This is a genomic window from Colwellia sp. MB02u-10, from assembly GCF_014077185.1.
GTDB lineage: Bacteria > Pseudomonadota > Gammaproteobacteria > Enterobacterales > Alteromonadaceae > Cognaticolwellia.
The window spans coordinates 165,473-180,942 of sequence record NZ_JACGVK010000132.1 but is presented as its reverse complement, the minus strand read 5'-3'; the positions used below and the strand labels follow the sequence as shown (position 1 = coordinate 180,942).

The following is a 15,470-nucleotide window of genomic DNA, read 5'->3' as shown; positions in this document are numbered from 1 at the left end:
TTGGCGCCTTGAAGACTTGATGAGTCGTCTAAGATGACCTTTATTAAGCACAAAAATGTCAGTGCTAATCACAGCTGCTGAATTAAAAACAGGGCTGCTAGATGAATATTTTATACAAATATTCAATCCACCTTACTTTTATACATATATTAGTTTTTTTTATTCATAAAAATCAGTTGACAGAAAAACCCTTATCAGGCACTTTATAGCCTATGAATATTCTACTTAGCCGAATTATTATTATTATCACTACCACCCTCACCGGAATGGTGGTCATCGGCTAACGTGTAGAATTTGTCAATTTTATAAAGCCCGTGACCTATAAGGTTACGGGCTTTTTTTGTTTTAGGGTTTAGGAGTAAAAATGCGTGTATTAAAATTTGGTGGTTCCTCTTTGGCTTCAGGTCAACGCTTTATTGAAGTGGCAAATATCATCAAAAATAAAAGTAAGTCTTCTAGTCTTGCTATTGTTGTCTCTGCGCCTCAGGGCGTCACTAATCATCTTGTAGCGATGGCAGAGAATATTTCCAATGAAGAAAAGTTGCAAAGTGACTTACTGCATTTTAAACAGGCAATTGAAAATATTATTAACGACTTATCGGCAACATTGCCCAGTTTTTGCCCGCTACATAGCGAGCAAGTACTAGCGACTTGGGAGCATCAGTTAAGTCGATATTTGCATGGCGCCACATTACTGTCATTTTGTCCTGAACATATACGTGCGCGTATTATCAGTATTGGTGAGCGGTTAAGTGTGGCCTTGTTGCAATCGGTACTGTCAGTTGACGCCATTGAAGTGAGTATTATTGAACCCGAAAAATTTTTACGCACTAATGATGTGGCTATGAATGCAGTGGCTGACTTGGTGTTATGTAAAGAAAAGTTTCAACATGTATATAACGAACTCAATACTATTGCGCTTATGCCTGGTTTTATCGGTGTTGACAGCCTTGGTAATATAACCACCTTAGGCCGCAATGGCTCAGACTATTCTGCAGCAGTATTAGCGGTTTGTAGTGACGCCGAGTATTGCGAAATTTGGACTGATGTTGACGGCGTTTATAATGCTGATCCTCGCTTAATCAAAGAAGCGCAATTATTAGATTATTTGTCCTACCAAGAAGCGATGGAGCTGTCTTATTTTGGCGCCAGTGTTTTACACCCTAAAACGATTGGACCGATTGCTCAGTACCATATCCCTTGTTTAATTAAAAATACCGGTAATCCTGACGCGCCAGGCACCTTAATTGCTAATGAAAATGATCAGCAAAAGCGGGTTAAAGCGATTTCAAACCTAGATGACTTAACCATGGTGAATGTTTCCGGCCCTGGTATGAAAGGCATGGTAGGTATGGCAAGTCGAGTTTTTGCTACTATGAGTCGTGAAAATGTTTCTTTAATTTTAATTAGTCAATCTTCAAGCGAATATTGTATTAGTTTTTGTATTTACTCGTCTGATGCCGTTAAAGCAGAGCGAAGTCTACAAGAAGAATTTGAATTGGAATTGTTAAACGGTTTACTAGAGCCGTTATCATTAACCCCTGAAATGTCGATTGTGTCGTTAGTTGGCGATGGTATGAATCATCAGCAAGGTGTAGCGGCAAAATTTTTCGCTTCATTGGCACAAGCCAGAGTCAATGTGGTTGCGATTGCGCAAGATTCGTCAGAGCGTAGTATTTCTGTCGTTATCGAAAGTAGAAAGTGCACTGATGCCATGAAAGTGAGTCATCAAAACTTTTTCTCACACAAAAAATCTATCGATGTATTTTTAGTTGGCTGTGGTGTGGTAGGTAGTGAGTTACTTGCTCAAATAGCGCGCCAACAGGCAAAATTGACCACAGACAATATTTCACTAACAGTCTATGGCTTAGCTAATAGTAAAGGCATGGTATTTAACAGTGAAGGCATCGATGCGGCAAATTGGCAGGAAAACTTAAGACAACAACCTGTGACGGTTAATGTCGACAACATTAAAAACTTTGTGCGTCAAAATCATTTAATTAACCCCGTATTAGTTGATTGTACATCTAATGAAGCACTCGCATTGCAATATGTAGATTATTTAGAAGCGGGCTTTAATGTGGTAACGCCCAATAAGAAAGCCAACACCGACTCTTGGCAGTATTATCAAGCACTACGAACAGCAGCACAAAAAACTAACCGTCGATTTTTATATGAAACAACCGTTGGCGCAGGTTTACCTGTGATTGATACCTTACAAAACTTACTAAAAGCCGGTGATGAACTGGTGCGCTTTGAAGGTGTGTTATCAGGCTCTTTATCCTATATATTTGGTAAACTTGATGAGGGCATGACCTTATCTCAAGCAACTAATTTAGCCAAAGAACAAGGCTTTACTGAACCTGATCCGCGTGATGACCTGAGCGGTATGGACGTAGCGCGTAAATTGCTTATTATGGCCAGAGAAGCGGGTATGGCGTTAGAACTAGACGACATTGAAATAGAGCCAGTGTTGGCTAACTCATTTGACGCTAGTGGCGACGTAGACACCTTTATGAGTAATTTACCTACCTTAGATCAGGCCTTTGCTGAGCGAATTAATCTCGCAAAAGCTGATGGCAAAGTGCTTAGGTACATTGGTAACATCGTTGAAGGGAAATGTCAGGTAACTATCGAAGCTGTCGGTAAAGAACATCCTTTATATAGTGTTAAAGATGGCGAAAACGCTTTAGCGATTCATAGCCGCTATTATCAACCATTACCTTTCGTTTTACGGGGCTATGGTGCTGGCGCTGCGGTAACTGCTGCCGGTGTTTTTGGTGATTTATTAAGAACATTAGCATGGGAGCAACAAGACTAATGAGCGTTTCAGTATTTGCACCTGCTTCAATTGGCAACGTTAATGTCGGTTTTGATGTTTTAGGTTTAGCGGTTAAACCCATTGATGGCACATTATTGGGTGATGTAGTGACGGTTAGCCCTAGTAATGATGGCGATCAATTAACGGTTACCGGTGATTTTGCACATAAGTTACCCAGTGATGTTAAGCTAAATATTGTTTGGCAGTGTTTACTCTTGTTTAATAAAGAATTATTTGCCAGTAAACAGGCGAGTGTTGAAGTAAAAATAAGCTTAGATAAGCGTATGCCAGTGGGCAGCGGATTAGGCTCTAGCGCCTGTTCAGTGGTGGCAGCTATTGCCGGCTTAAATGCTTTTTATGAAAAGTACCATCAGTTTAGTTTTTCAAAGCAAGCGTTGTTAAAAATGATGGGAAAGATGGAAGCACAAATTAGTGGTAGCCTTCACTACGACAATGTTGCACCATGTTTTTTAGGGGGTATGCAGCTAATGGTGCCCGACCACGATATCATTGCCCGTAATTTACCGCCATTTCAAGATTGTTATTTTGTCATGGCATATCCAGGCATTGAAATATCAACCAAAGCGGCAAGAGATATATTACCAAACACTTATTCTCGTGCTGACTTGATCAGTTTTGGGCAGAATTTCGCCACATTTGTTGATGCTTGTCATCGCGCTGATAAAGCGCAAGCCTTTGCCGTATTAACTGATGTGGTTGCTGAGCCTTATCGAAAATCAATTTTACCTGGCTACAGCGAAGCGGCAAGTTATTTAACACAGCAGGGCTGTTTGGCTGTGGGCATTTCTGGCTCTGGGCCAACGCTTTTTTGTGTCACAGACGATTTAGCAAAAGCGACAGAATTTGCTACCTGGTTAAACGACAATTATTTACAAACATCAGCTAACGGCAGCAGTGAAGGATTTGTTCATGTTTGCCAAGCCGATACTCAAGGTGCAGTGAGTTTACCTTAAAGAGCAATAATATCTGTTGCTTTAAACCTCGAGATTAAACCCTATATAGGAATTGAGTGTGAAATTTTATAATTTAAAAGAAAACGATGAACGAGTCAGTTTTGCTGGCGCGGTAAAGCAAGGTTTAGGGCGTAATCAAGGCTTGTTTTTTCCAGAAGAATTACCCCGTTTTGATAATATTGAAGCCTTACTTGCACTGCCGATGATTGAGCGTAGCGTTAAAGTACTTTACCCTTTTGTTAGTGAAGATTTAACCGAAGAGCAGTTAACTGAAATTGTCACTGACGCCTTTAATTTTCCAGCGCAAATACAGCCTATTAGTGAAAGTAGAGCCATACTAGAATTATTTCACGGACCCACACTGGCGTTTAAAGATTTTGGTGCTCGCTTTATGGCCAAATGTTTACAAGCGTTTGGTGAAGGTAAAAAAGTCACTATTTTAACCGCAACCTCTGGTGATACTGGCGCTGCCGTGGCACATGCTTTTCATGGTATTGACAACATTGATGTCGTGATCTTATATCCGAAAGGAAAAATAAGTTTATTACAGGAAAAAATGTTTACTACCCTAGGCGGTAATATTCGTACTATTGCGGTAGAAGGCACGTTTGACGATTGTCAGGCGCTTGTTAAACAGTCTTTTGATGATCAAGAGCTTAAAGAGGCTATTGGGTTAAATTCAGCTAACTCGATTAATATTAGTCGCTTGTTGGCACAAATTTGTTATTACTTTGAAGCGGTTGCACAACTTTATCGCCAAAAAGGCACTGATGCACTTAGCGATATTGTTTTTGCTATTCCCAGTGGTAATTTTGGTAACCTTACCGCCGGACTTTTTGCTAAAGCCTTAGGTTTACCTATTAAGCGTTTTATTGCCGCCACAAATGCCAATGATACCGTGCCTCGTTATTTAAAAACTGGCGAATGGACACCTCATGAAACGGTAGCAACCATTTCTAATGCCATGGATGTTAGTAACCCCAATAATTGGCCACGTATAGAGCATATGTTAAAAGCGGGATTAGTTGAGCAAGACTGTGTCACTTCAGTATCAATTGATGAAGAGCAAACACAAATGGCGATGATCCAACTGGCTAAACTTGGCTACATCAGTGAACCTCATGCGGCGGTTGCTTATAGAGCGCTGCAATATAATGCCCTTGATACTGAATTTGGTGTATTTTTGGGTACCGCGCATCCAGCGAAATTTAAAGATATTGTTGAAAGTACCTTAGGGCAACCGATAGGCTTGCCAAAAGAGCTTGCCGATTGTGCGAGTGAAACTATTCTATCAACCACAAGTTCAACTGACTTTGCTGAACTTAGAGCCTACTTACTCAATTAGTTACTGCGTTCGTTAGTGTAAGATCAGGCTAGTGTTAAAGGGCAGTTTTTACTGCCTTTTTCTACAGAAAGTATAGCAAGGCTGGGGTCAAGTAGCTGAGATCAAGTCGCTGTGAGGTAAGTAAATTTTTACGGTGAGTCACTGTAAATCGGTATTTAGCTTGCCAAGTTAGGCACTTAACATAGTGTGATATCGCGTAAACGGCAGCAGAAATAAAAAAGCCAAAGAATATTTTCTTTGGCTTTTTAGTTTTTCAAATCAGCGGTGATATTAGTTTAATAATCTTACTCTGATTGTTGCATCAATCTGTTTTAATTCTTTTAAGGCTAACTTACTATTTTCAGCTTCAATATCAATAACTACATAGCCAATTTGGTCAGCGGTTTGTAAATACTGAGCGGCAATATTGATATTGAGTTTGGCAAACATTTGGTTAATTTGCGTTAACACCCCAGGCCTATTGTGGTGAATGTGTAATAAACGGCTGGTGCCAATATGGCCAGGTAAGGATACTTCAGGAAAATTAACCGCCGATAATGTTGAACCATTGTCTGAATATTTGGCAAGTTTACTTGCGACTTCAAGGCCAATGTTTTCTTGCGCTTCTTTAGTGCTGCCACCAATATGTGGCGTTAAAATTACGTTATCAAAGGCACGTAACGGGCTAAAAAACTCATCGTCATTACTTTTAGGTTCAACCGGGAATACGTCAATTGCTGCACCAGCCACTTTTTTACTGGTTAATGCCTCAGCTAAGGCATCAATATCAACGACAGTGCCGCGCGAAGCATTAATAAAGATAACACCCTGTTTCATGACCTCAAATTCTGCCGCACCCATCATATTTTTGGTTTGTGGCGTTTCAGGTACATGCAAACTAATAACATCTGCTTCTTTCAATAATGAAGTCATAGTCGGCGCTTGGCTGGCATTGCCTAAAGGCAGTTTAGTTTCAATATCAAAAAAGCGAACTTTCATCCCTAAAGTTTCGGCTAGTATGCCAAGTTGCATACCAATATGACCATAACCGATAATGCCTAAGGTTTTGCCTCTGGCTTCAACTGAACCCGTAGCTGATTTATTCCAAACACCACGATGTGCTTGGGCACTTTTTTCTGGAATACCACGTAATAATAATAATGTTTCGCCCAATACTAACTCAGCGACCGAGCGGGTATTTGAAAATGGCGCGTTAAATACTGGGATACCAAATGATTGCGCTGCGGCTTTGTCTACTTGATTGGTACCAATACAGAAGCAACCAATAGCAACCAGCTTTTTAGCGTGGCTTAAAACATTTTTATTTAAGTCAGTGCGAGAACGTATACCAACAAAATGCACGTCGGCAATTTTCTTAATTAGCTCTGCTTCTGAAAGTGAGGCTTTAATATATTCAATATTTGAATAGCCTTTATTTTTCAGCTCTTCAAGGGCGCTCTGGTGAACACCTTCTAGAAGTAGTATCTTAATCTTGTCTTTTGCTAGTGAATTGTTGCTCATGATAGTTTATCTTCTCTCGATCAAACATTGATGTACTTAAATATATTTCAAATAAGCTTTTAGATGGCTAGATACCTAAAATACCATATAGGGTATAAACTCTAAAGTGTTATTTTATTATTTTTGTACCCTCTGCACTGCCGATAATTAAGACATTTGCTGGACGATTAGCAAACAAGCCATTAGTCACAACACCAACAATAGCGTTAATGCTGTTTTCTAATGCTTTAGGGTCCATTATTTTTAAGTTATGTACATCAAGAATAACATTGCCGTTGTCAGTAATAACCCCTTGGCGATAAACTGGGTCACCACCTAATTTTACCAGTTCTCTGGCGACATAACTGCGCGCCATTGGGATCACTTCTACCGGCAATGGAAAACGACCTAGCATAGGCACTTGCTTAGTGTCATCGGCGATACAAATAAAGGTTTTTGCCACCGCAGCCACAATTTTTTCGCGGGTAAGGGCAGCACCGCCACCTTTGATCATATGCATGTGAGGGCTGATTTCATCAGCGCCATCAACATAAACATCAATACCGTCAACGTTATTAAGCTCAAACACTTCAATGCCATATGATTTTAAACGCTCAGTTGAGCCTTCAGAGCTTGACACTACGCCAATAATTTTATCTTTAATGGTAGCAAGAGCGTCGATAAAATGATTTACCGTTGAGCCAGTACCGACACCAACAATGGTATCTGCTTTGATATAGTCTAGGGCTTTTATTGCTGCCGCTTTTTTCATGTCATCTTGAGTCATAATAGGCCTGTTTTAAATAAAAAAAATTATTAGCTATCAGTTTTAAGCTGTCAGCTGTCAGTAAAATATAGTGATCAGTTAAAAGTAATAAGTGATTAGCATTCAGTAAGAGGTAGTTATAAATCAAAAGAAGTTTTCGAGCTATATTTTAACTATGTCTGTAGTAACTTACTGAAAGCTGACCGCTTAAAACTAACAGCTATCTCTTAACTATGTCTGTAGTAACTAACTGAAAGCTGATAGCTAAAAACTGACAGCTATCACTTAACTAACTATGGTCAGTATTATAACAAGAGTATCGAGTTAATTAGCTTTTATTTATGGATATCAAACTTATATTGTCTGGTTGGCGTAATAATCTCAGGTAACGGAATATCCCACAGTTGTGCAGGAATGGCGTCTATTAATTGGATGTCATGCGCTAAGCCTATTGGATAAGGCTTTGTTAACTTGCTTGGTGTAACGTCAAGCGGTTGATTCTGGTGGCGGTATTGCTGATACCAGGATGATAAGGTTCTATCGTAGAATCCGCCGCCCATGCCTAAACGATTACCTAATGGGTCAAACGCAACCAAGGGGGTAAAAATAATATCTATTTCGCCGATAGCTTTAATCAAACGAACGTCAAGTTTTGGTTCTAAAATGCCATAGTTATTTTCTTTCATAACACTGCTTTCATCATAATGGAGAAATAATAACTGCCCATGACTAAAAGGGTGAATAACAGGTAAGTAGGTCTTTTTGTTGTTTTGCCAACACCATTTTATAAAGGGCATAGCATCAAGCTCACTGTCATTGGCTAAATAAAGCGCAATATTTTTTGCCGCTAGCACATCGCTACGGGCACTGAGTTGAATGAGTAATGCAGCGGAGAACTCTTGTTGCTCAACCTCACTAAGACTTTGGCGTTTAGTTCTAAGTGATTTTCTTATTTCATTTCGTGTAGACATCATCAATAGCGTTTTCTTATTAGGTTTTAAAAGACAGCGATCAGCATGAAGTTTTTAGCTGTCAGATTTAAAGAAAAATATTTTTAAGTTTATTTGTCTGTTTGGTTTTATCTTACTAGGTTTTGTATTCGCTGTAAGCTTGACGGACTAAAGTCCGACCTACAAAAACAATCGCTTAAATTTATATATCACCCGTATGCTCGATGTAGGTTGGACTTTAGTCCAACAGGTTTTAAAAGACAGCGCTCAGTTTGAAGTTTTTAGCTGTCAGATTTAAAGAAAAACAGCTTTCAGTTTATTTGTCTGTTTGGTTTTATGCCAGTAGGTTTTGTATTCGCTGTATGGTTGACGGACTAAAGTCCGACCTACAAAAAATTTTATTAACTATAACTCTAATATTTTACTGACAGCTTAAACAATTTTCATAGACAAAAAAATAGCCAACATCTAGTTGGCTATTTTTACTGTTAATTATTCAAAATAATTATGCAGTCGATGTTGTGCTTTTACCTTTAACTGGCGATGAAGTGTCATCTTGTTCTTCTGTTTCTAACGCTTCCCAGAATCTAGATTTCAAGCCAATGAGTAAAATAATAATACCAATACCAATACTAAATAGACTGATTTGAATATATAAGGCTGGAATTTGTTCAACGTTGTTTGGATCGTAATTACCAGCAAGCAAACCAGAAATAATATTACCAATTGAATAGGTTAAAACAAATACACCCATCATTTGGCCAGCAAATCTTCTCGGTGATAATTTACTTACCGCACTTAAGGCGATAGGACTTAAGCATAACTCACCCACTGTGTGTAAAAAGTAAGTGGTAATTAGCCAACCGGGCGCAACTTGTAAGCCACTGGCTGCATATTGTGCGGCAAAAAACATTACAATAAAGCCACTTGCCATAATAATTAAGCCAACAGCACATTTAATGCCGTATGCAGGTGTAACCATTCTTTGACCTAATTTAATCCAAAATGCGGCGAAAAAAGGTGATAGCAAAACAATAAACATAGCATTAGAGAACTGAAACCATGCCGTTGGAATTTCAAACGAACCTATCATACGGTCAGTGTAATCACGAGCGAATAAGTTTAATGATGAGCCGGCTTGTTCAAAGCCAGACCAGAAAAAAGCGGAAGCAATACAAATTAATAGTAGTGCCCAAAGTTTTTTCTTTTCATTACCGGTTAAGTCACTAAAAAAGTAAATAATGGCATAATACACCACAAAAATTAAGGTAAATGCAATCGCAACATATTGTGCTGTGGCAATGGGGTCTATCACCACAATGCCTTCAAAGGTTAAAACAGTGACCACTGCAATGGCAACTAGCGAAGCCGCTATAATTATCCAGCTAGTGCGTTGACCTTTTGCTGATAAAGGTGCAACCGGTTCTGCGCCAACACCTTCTAATTTTGGTGTCGTAATTTTATATTGAATAAGGCCTGCTGCCATGCCTATTGCTGCGGCACCAAAGGCATAATGCCAACCAAAATCTGAAGCTAAATAACCACAAACTAAATAGCCAATGAAAGAGCCTAAGTTAATGCCCATGTAGTAAATAGCATAACCACTATCACGGCGCTTATCATTTTCACTATATAATTGGCCAACCATAGCGCCAATATTAGGCTTTAATAAACCTGTACCTAAAATAACTAAGATCAAACCAATAAAAAATGTTTTGTCATTTGGGATAGCTAAAACTATGTGGCCAAACATGATGATCATGCCGCCATACCAAACCGCTCTTTGCCCACCCAGTAATCTGTCTGCTATCCAACCGCCGGGTAAGCCCATAAAATAGACGGTACCTGTATATAAACCATAAATAGCAGTTGCCGATGCAATAGTTAATGCTAAGCCACCTTCTTGTAAGGTTGCGGTCATAAAAAGAACAAGCAATGCGCGCATGCCGTAATAGCTCATGCGTTCCCACATTTCTGTAACGAAAAGTGTTTTCAACCCGCCCGGATGGCCGTAAAAAGCCTCTGAATTTGGGATACTCATATAAAATCCTCGATAGGTAATACCAAACACGGTTTAAAATTATTCTTGTTTCAACATGAATATATATCGGGTTGAACGTGCTTAGATAAATTAAAAGTTTTATTAATCAACCCGCTTTATACCTTTGCTAGCATCGAAAGGCAAGTAAGCGCGGTTAATCTCTATGTTAATTAATGTAAAGTTATACTAAGTCTATTGAATTTCACACCAAGACACTGAAATCAGCAAGCAAGTTTAAAAGCTAAAGGGCACTTGTAGACCAGACGTCAGCATATCAGCCACACCGATTAAAATAGTCATAAGTTTGAAGAGATAGCTATTTCGTGATCAGTTATAAGCTGTCATTAAAACCAAGCATCATTACCACGCTAGGCAGATAACTGACAGTTATCTCTTATATCTTAATGAGTAACATAAAATGGATTGTACTTAAAAAGTTACTTTAATCAAAGTAAACTTACTGGTAGAATCACTTTTTATTAACCCTTAATTTACTTGAAATTAACTTTTGATTGAGGGTGATTTCTGTCCCATCCGTATAAACAGGAAAAACACGCGCCAATGATTCACTTTATCCGTCTACTGACAAGCCTTTTGGTAGCTTTTACATTCTCTTTTAATGCTATCGCGGCGCAAATTAGCCAGCAGCAAATAGAGCAATTTAAAAACTTACCTAAATCTCAGCAGCAGGCATTAGCGCAAAGCATGGGTGTTGATCTTGATGCGGTTATGGGGCAAATATCGGGTAGTAACCAACAAACACAATTATCATCTACACCCGTTGTGCCAAGATCTACAGTTGAAAATAATGTGGTAGAGCAAGCCGAGGTTATTGAATTTGAAAGTGACACTGAATTATTTAAGCCACTAACAAGGTTTGGTATAGACGTTTTTTCGAATGCGCCCAGCACCTTTACCCCTACTATGGACATCGCTATTCCTAATCACTATATATTAGGCGTTGGCGACCAATTGTCGATACAAATATATGGTAAAGAAAATGCCGAGTACATACTGCCGATAACACGCGAGGGCAATATACTTATTCCGGATGTTGGACCGATAAAAGTGGTTGGTTTAGCGTTTGCTGAAATGAAAAAATTTCTAGCGGAAAGAATTCAACAACGCATTATAGGTGTAAACGTGGTGGTCAGTTTAGCTGAGTTACGTTCTATGCGTATTTTTGTTTTAGGTGATGCCTACAAACCAGGCCCATATATCTTAAGTTCACTTTCAAGTGTTACGCACGCTATTTTTGCTGCTGGTGGGGTTAGCGATATTGGCTCATTACGCAATATTGAAGTCAAACGCGCGGGCAAAATAGTACAAACCGTTGATTTATATGACCTGCTCATACACGGCGACTCTTCAAGCGACATTTTGTTGCAATCTGGCGATGTGGTTTTCATTCCAACTCAAAATAAAAATGTGTCAATACGGGGTGAAGTTAGGCGTCCGGCTATATACGAGTTAAAGGCTGGTGATAACTTCAATCAAATTATTGCAATGGCCGGAGGTTTATTACCGTCTGCCTATCCGCAATCAACCATGGTAGAACGCTATAATCAACACAGCTTACTTAGCATTATTAATATTGACTTAACTGATAGCCAAGCGCGTAAACAATTACTGAAAAGCGGTGACTATATTCGGGTGTTAAAAAGCTCGGGTATGTATGATCAGTCAATTACCGTTATTGGTGCCGTAACACGCCCAGGCAAATATCAATGGCAACAAGGTCTTAAAGTAGCTGATTTATTGCCTAATTTAGACTCTCATATCTTGCCTTCTGCCGATTTAAGTTACGGCTTAATTGTGCGTCAAAAAGACCAAGCCAGAAATATTGAAGTATTACAATTTAATTTAGCCAAGGCGGTTAATAAATCAACACCTAACCCAGTTGATAATCTTGTTTTATTACCTAACGACAAACTGTTGATATTTGCTAATGTGACTAAACAGTTGGATGAAAAAATATCATTAGACCAATTGGCTTTTACCCAAGAGCAACTTTTTGCCAAAGAGCGACAGCAGGCTAAAACGTCACATAAAGAGAAATCGTTTTGGAACAAATATGGTGGCAGTTCATCACAATATGCAACATACACCCGAAAAACAGAGCGTTTCGTCAATCAATCTTTAGTGCAGATGACCAATGATAGTGTAGATCAGGAAGTCGATATTCGTGAAATGGGTTTGTTTTCTCGTCCTCGTTTGTTAGCGCCAGTGCTAACAAAGCTACGTCAACAAGGTGCTTCTGGCCAACCCATTCAACTGATTGAAGTAGATGGCCAAGTTAAATTTCCTGGTGTTTATCCGCTAGCGAAAAATGCAAAAGTGAGTGATTTATTAGCCGCCGCCGGTGGCGTGAAAGAATCTGCTTACTTAGCACGAGCAGAGGTTACTCGCAATAAACTTACCGCGTCAGGTGCGACAAAAATTTCTTTAGATGTCGACCTAGGCTTAGCTTTAAAAAGAGATGAAGTTTTCGATATTGCTTTGCAAAGTAAAGATCGACTGAATGTACATAAAATTCCGGCCTGGAGTGAAAATCATGTGGTTGAATTACGCGGTGAGTTTGTCTTTCCTGGCAAATATACCATTCGTCGTGGTGAAACCTTAGCTGACTTAGTCAGTAAAGCCGGCGGTTTAACCCAATATGCTCACCCTGACGCGTCAGTGTTTACCCGCTTAAAGTTAAAAGAACTTGAAAAGCAAAATCTAGTTAAGCTTGCTGGTGACCTACGTATTGAAATGGCCTCTAAATCGTTAACTGAACAAGGTGCTTCAGCTTCTTACGATGATGCCCAAAAACTACTGGCTGATATTACCAATCTAGATCCAGTCGGGCGTTTAGTGATTAATCTACCCAGTTTAATGGCTTTAAATGATAATGATGTGTTACTAGAGGGCGGAGACGTACTTTATGTGCCAACTAAGAACAACTCAATTAATGTTATTGGCCAAGTTCAGGTGGGCTCATCACACTTATATGACAATGCAATGTCGACTGAAGACTATCTAGCACAAAGTGGTGGTATTAAAAAACGTGCTGACGCCGAGCGTATTTACATTATCTCGGCCAGTGGTAGTATTAAAATGGTTGAAGAAAGTAACTGGTTTGCTGGCGCAGAAGATGCGGGATTAAAGCCAGGCGATACCATTGTAGTGCCATTAGATTCTGAATACATGAATGATTTAACATTATGGTCAACAGCCACACAAATTATTTATAATGCGGCTGTAGCAGTGGCAGCAATAAACGGTATTTAACTTGATGGACTAAAGTCCAACCTACAAGAGCTTACGGGTGATAATGTAAATTTAGGCGATTGTTTTGTAGGTCGGACTTTAGTCCGTCAACCGTACAGCGAATACAAAAAATAGTGGGGTAAAGCCAAACAGACAAACAATCTGAAAGCTATTTTTTATAGCTGACAGCTCAAAACTTTAAACTGACAACTGTTTTTTAAAACCTGATGGACTAAAGTCCAACCTACAAGAGCCCACGGGTGATAATGTAGATATAGGTGATTGTTTTGTAGGTCGGACTTTAGTCCGTCAACCGTACAGCGAATACAAAACGCACTGGGATAAAGCCAAACAAACAAACAATCTGAAAGCTATTTTCTTTAAAACTGACAGCTCAAAACTTCAAACTGACAGCTGCTTTATAAAGCCTGATGATAAAAATATCAACCGACAAGTAAACATTAAACAGAAGGTTTTATTCTACTGACAACTAATAACTTAAAAATTTTTTAATAACCGCGATTAAAGGCAAAGGACTCCCAAAATGACACGTGATTTAAATGATGTAAAAATAGCCGTAATAGGCTTAGGCTATGTTGGTTTACCACTGGCAGTAGAGTTTGGAAAAACATATCAAACCTTAGGTTTCGATATCAATCAAGCACGTATTACCGAATTAAATAATGGCACAGACAGTACCCTTGAAGTTAGCGATGAAGAATTAGCTGAAACAACCAAGCTAAGTTATTCGTGCCAACCCGATGACTTGAAAAACTCCAACGTTTATATCGTTACCGTACCAACGCCTATCGACCAGCATAAACAGCCTGACCTAACACCATTACTTAAAGCTAGCGAAATGTTAGGTAAAGTAATCAGTAAAAACGACATTATTATTTATGAGTCAACGGTTTACCCAGGTGCAACTGAAGAAGCTTGTATTCCCGTAGTCGAAAAAGCATCGGGTTTAGTGTACAACAAAGACTTTTACGCAGGTTACTCACCAGAACGTATTAATCCCGGTGACAAAGAGCACAGAGTGACTAATATTTTAAAAGTTACTTCTGGCTCAACGCCTGAAATAGCGACAATTGTAGACAACCTATACCGCTCTATTATCATTGCAGGCACCTATAAGGCGAGCTCAATCAAAGTTGCAGAAGCCGCAAAAGTAATTGAAAACACACAACGCGACGTTAACATTGCCTTAATTAACGAGCTGTCTATTATATTTAACAAACTCAATATCGACACCTTAGAAGTACTTGAAGCTGCGGGTACCAAATGGAATTTTCTGCCCTTTCGCCCGGGTTTAGTCGGTGGTCACTGTATTGGTGTTGATCCCTACTACTTAACACATAAAGCCCAATCAGTAGGTTATCATCCTGAAATGATACTCGCTGGTCGGCGTTTAAATGACGGCATGGGCGCTTATGTTGTCTCTCAGTTAGTCAAAAACATGCTACACAAACGTATTCAGGTAGAGGGTGCCAATGTGCTAATTATGGGCCTAACCTTTAAAGAAAACTGCCCGGATTTACGCAATACCAAAATTGTTGATATTGTTAGTGAACTCAAAGAATACAACATGAATGTTGATATTACTGACCCCTGGTGTTCAAGCGAACAAGCCCAGCACGAATATAATTTAAGCCTGACAGAAAAACCCGAAACTGGCCACTACGACGCTATTATTTTGGCGGTAGCACATAATCAATTTAAGGGCTTAGGTGTTGACGAAATTCGCAAACTAGGTAAACAACACCATGTACTTTATGACCTAAAATATATACTACCAAAAGAATCAGTAGATATGCGCTTATAACCTAGCAGTTAAATCAG

General features: G+C 39.2%; 9 protein-coding genes. 5 read left to right on the top strand and 4 right to left on the bottom strand.

All coding sequences use genetic code 11. From position 1 onward, the window contains the following. Positions 1–364 precede the first annotated feature (364 nt). The 3 genes from thrA to thrC are packed head-to-tail and all read left to right on the top strand — an operon-like array spanning position 365 to position 5,140. A complete protein-coding gene (thrA, locus tag H4J59_RS14215; protein WP_182240403.1) occupies positions 365–2,821 on the top strand; it encodes a bifunctional aspartate kinase/homoserine dehydrogenase I in 2,457 nt (818 codons plus the stop codon). After that, positions 2,821–3,795 carry a homoserine kinase gene (gene thrB, locus H4J59_RS14210; protein WP_182240401.1) on the top strand — a complete coding sequence of 325 codons (975 nt, stop codon included), beginning with the start codon at positions 2,821–2,823 and terminating at the stop codon, positions 3,793–3,795. Before thrA ends, thrB begins: the two co-directional genes overlap by 1 nt. A gap of 58 nt (positions 3,796–3,853) precedes the next feature. Next, positions 3,854–5,140: a threonine synthase gene (thrC, locus tag H4J59_RS14205; protein WP_182240400.1), complete on the top strand. Its 1,287-nt coding sequence runs from the start codon at positions 3,854–3,856 to the stop codon at positions 5,138–5,140. Positions 5,141–5,410: 270 nt separating this feature from the next. Here the strand turns inward: thrC and serA are convergent, their stop codons facing one another. The 4 genes from serA to H4J59_RS14185 all read right to left on the bottom strand — a co-directional run bounded on the left by serA (position 5,411) and on the right by H4J59_RS14185 (position 10,376). Next, a complete protein-coding gene (gene serA / locus H4J59_RS14200; protein WP_182240398.1) occupies positions 5,411–6,640 on the bottom strand; it encodes a phosphoglycerate dehydrogenase in 1,230 nt (409 codons plus the stop codon). Between the two features lie 109 nt (positions 6,641–6,749). Beyond that, entirely contained in the window at positions 6,750–7,406 is a 657-nt protein-coding gene (gene rpiA, locus H4J59_RS14195) for a ribose-5-phosphate isomerase RpiA (protein WP_182240396.1), read from the bottom strand. Between the two features lie 314 nt (positions 7,407–7,720). Further along, complete coding sequence (locus tag H4J59_RS14190) at positions 7,721–8,359, bottom strand: 5-formyltetrahydrofolate cyclo-ligase (protein WP_259369537.1); 639 nt, start codon at positions 8,357–8,359, stop codon at positions 7,721–7,723. 481 nt (positions 8,360–8,840) lie between these two features. Then, positions 8,841–10,376, bottom strand: a complete 1,536-nt coding sequence (locus H4J59_RS14185; protein ID WP_182240394.1) for a peptide MFS transporter — start codon at positions 10,374–10,376, stop codon at positions 8,841–8,843. Between the two features lie 561 nt (positions 10,377–10,937). Between H4J59_RS14185 and H4J59_RS14180 the strand changes: the two genes are divergently transcribed. Beyond that, complete coding sequence (locus tag H4J59_RS14180; protein ID WP_182240392.1) at positions 10,938–13,649, top strand: SLBB domain-containing protein; 2,712 nt, start codon at positions 10,938–10,940, stop codon at positions 13,647–13,649. 523 nt (positions 13,650–14,172) lie between these two features. Beyond that, positions 14,173–15,453 carry a Vi polysaccharide biosynthesis UDP-N-acetylglucosamine C-6 dehydrogenase TviB gene (gene tviB, locus H4J59_RS14175; protein ID WP_182240390.1) on the top strand — a complete coding sequence of 427 codons (1,281 nt, stop codon included), beginning with the start codon at positions 14,173–14,175 and terminating at the stop codon, positions 15,451–15,453. Positions 15,454–15,470: the final 17 nt, after the last annotated feature.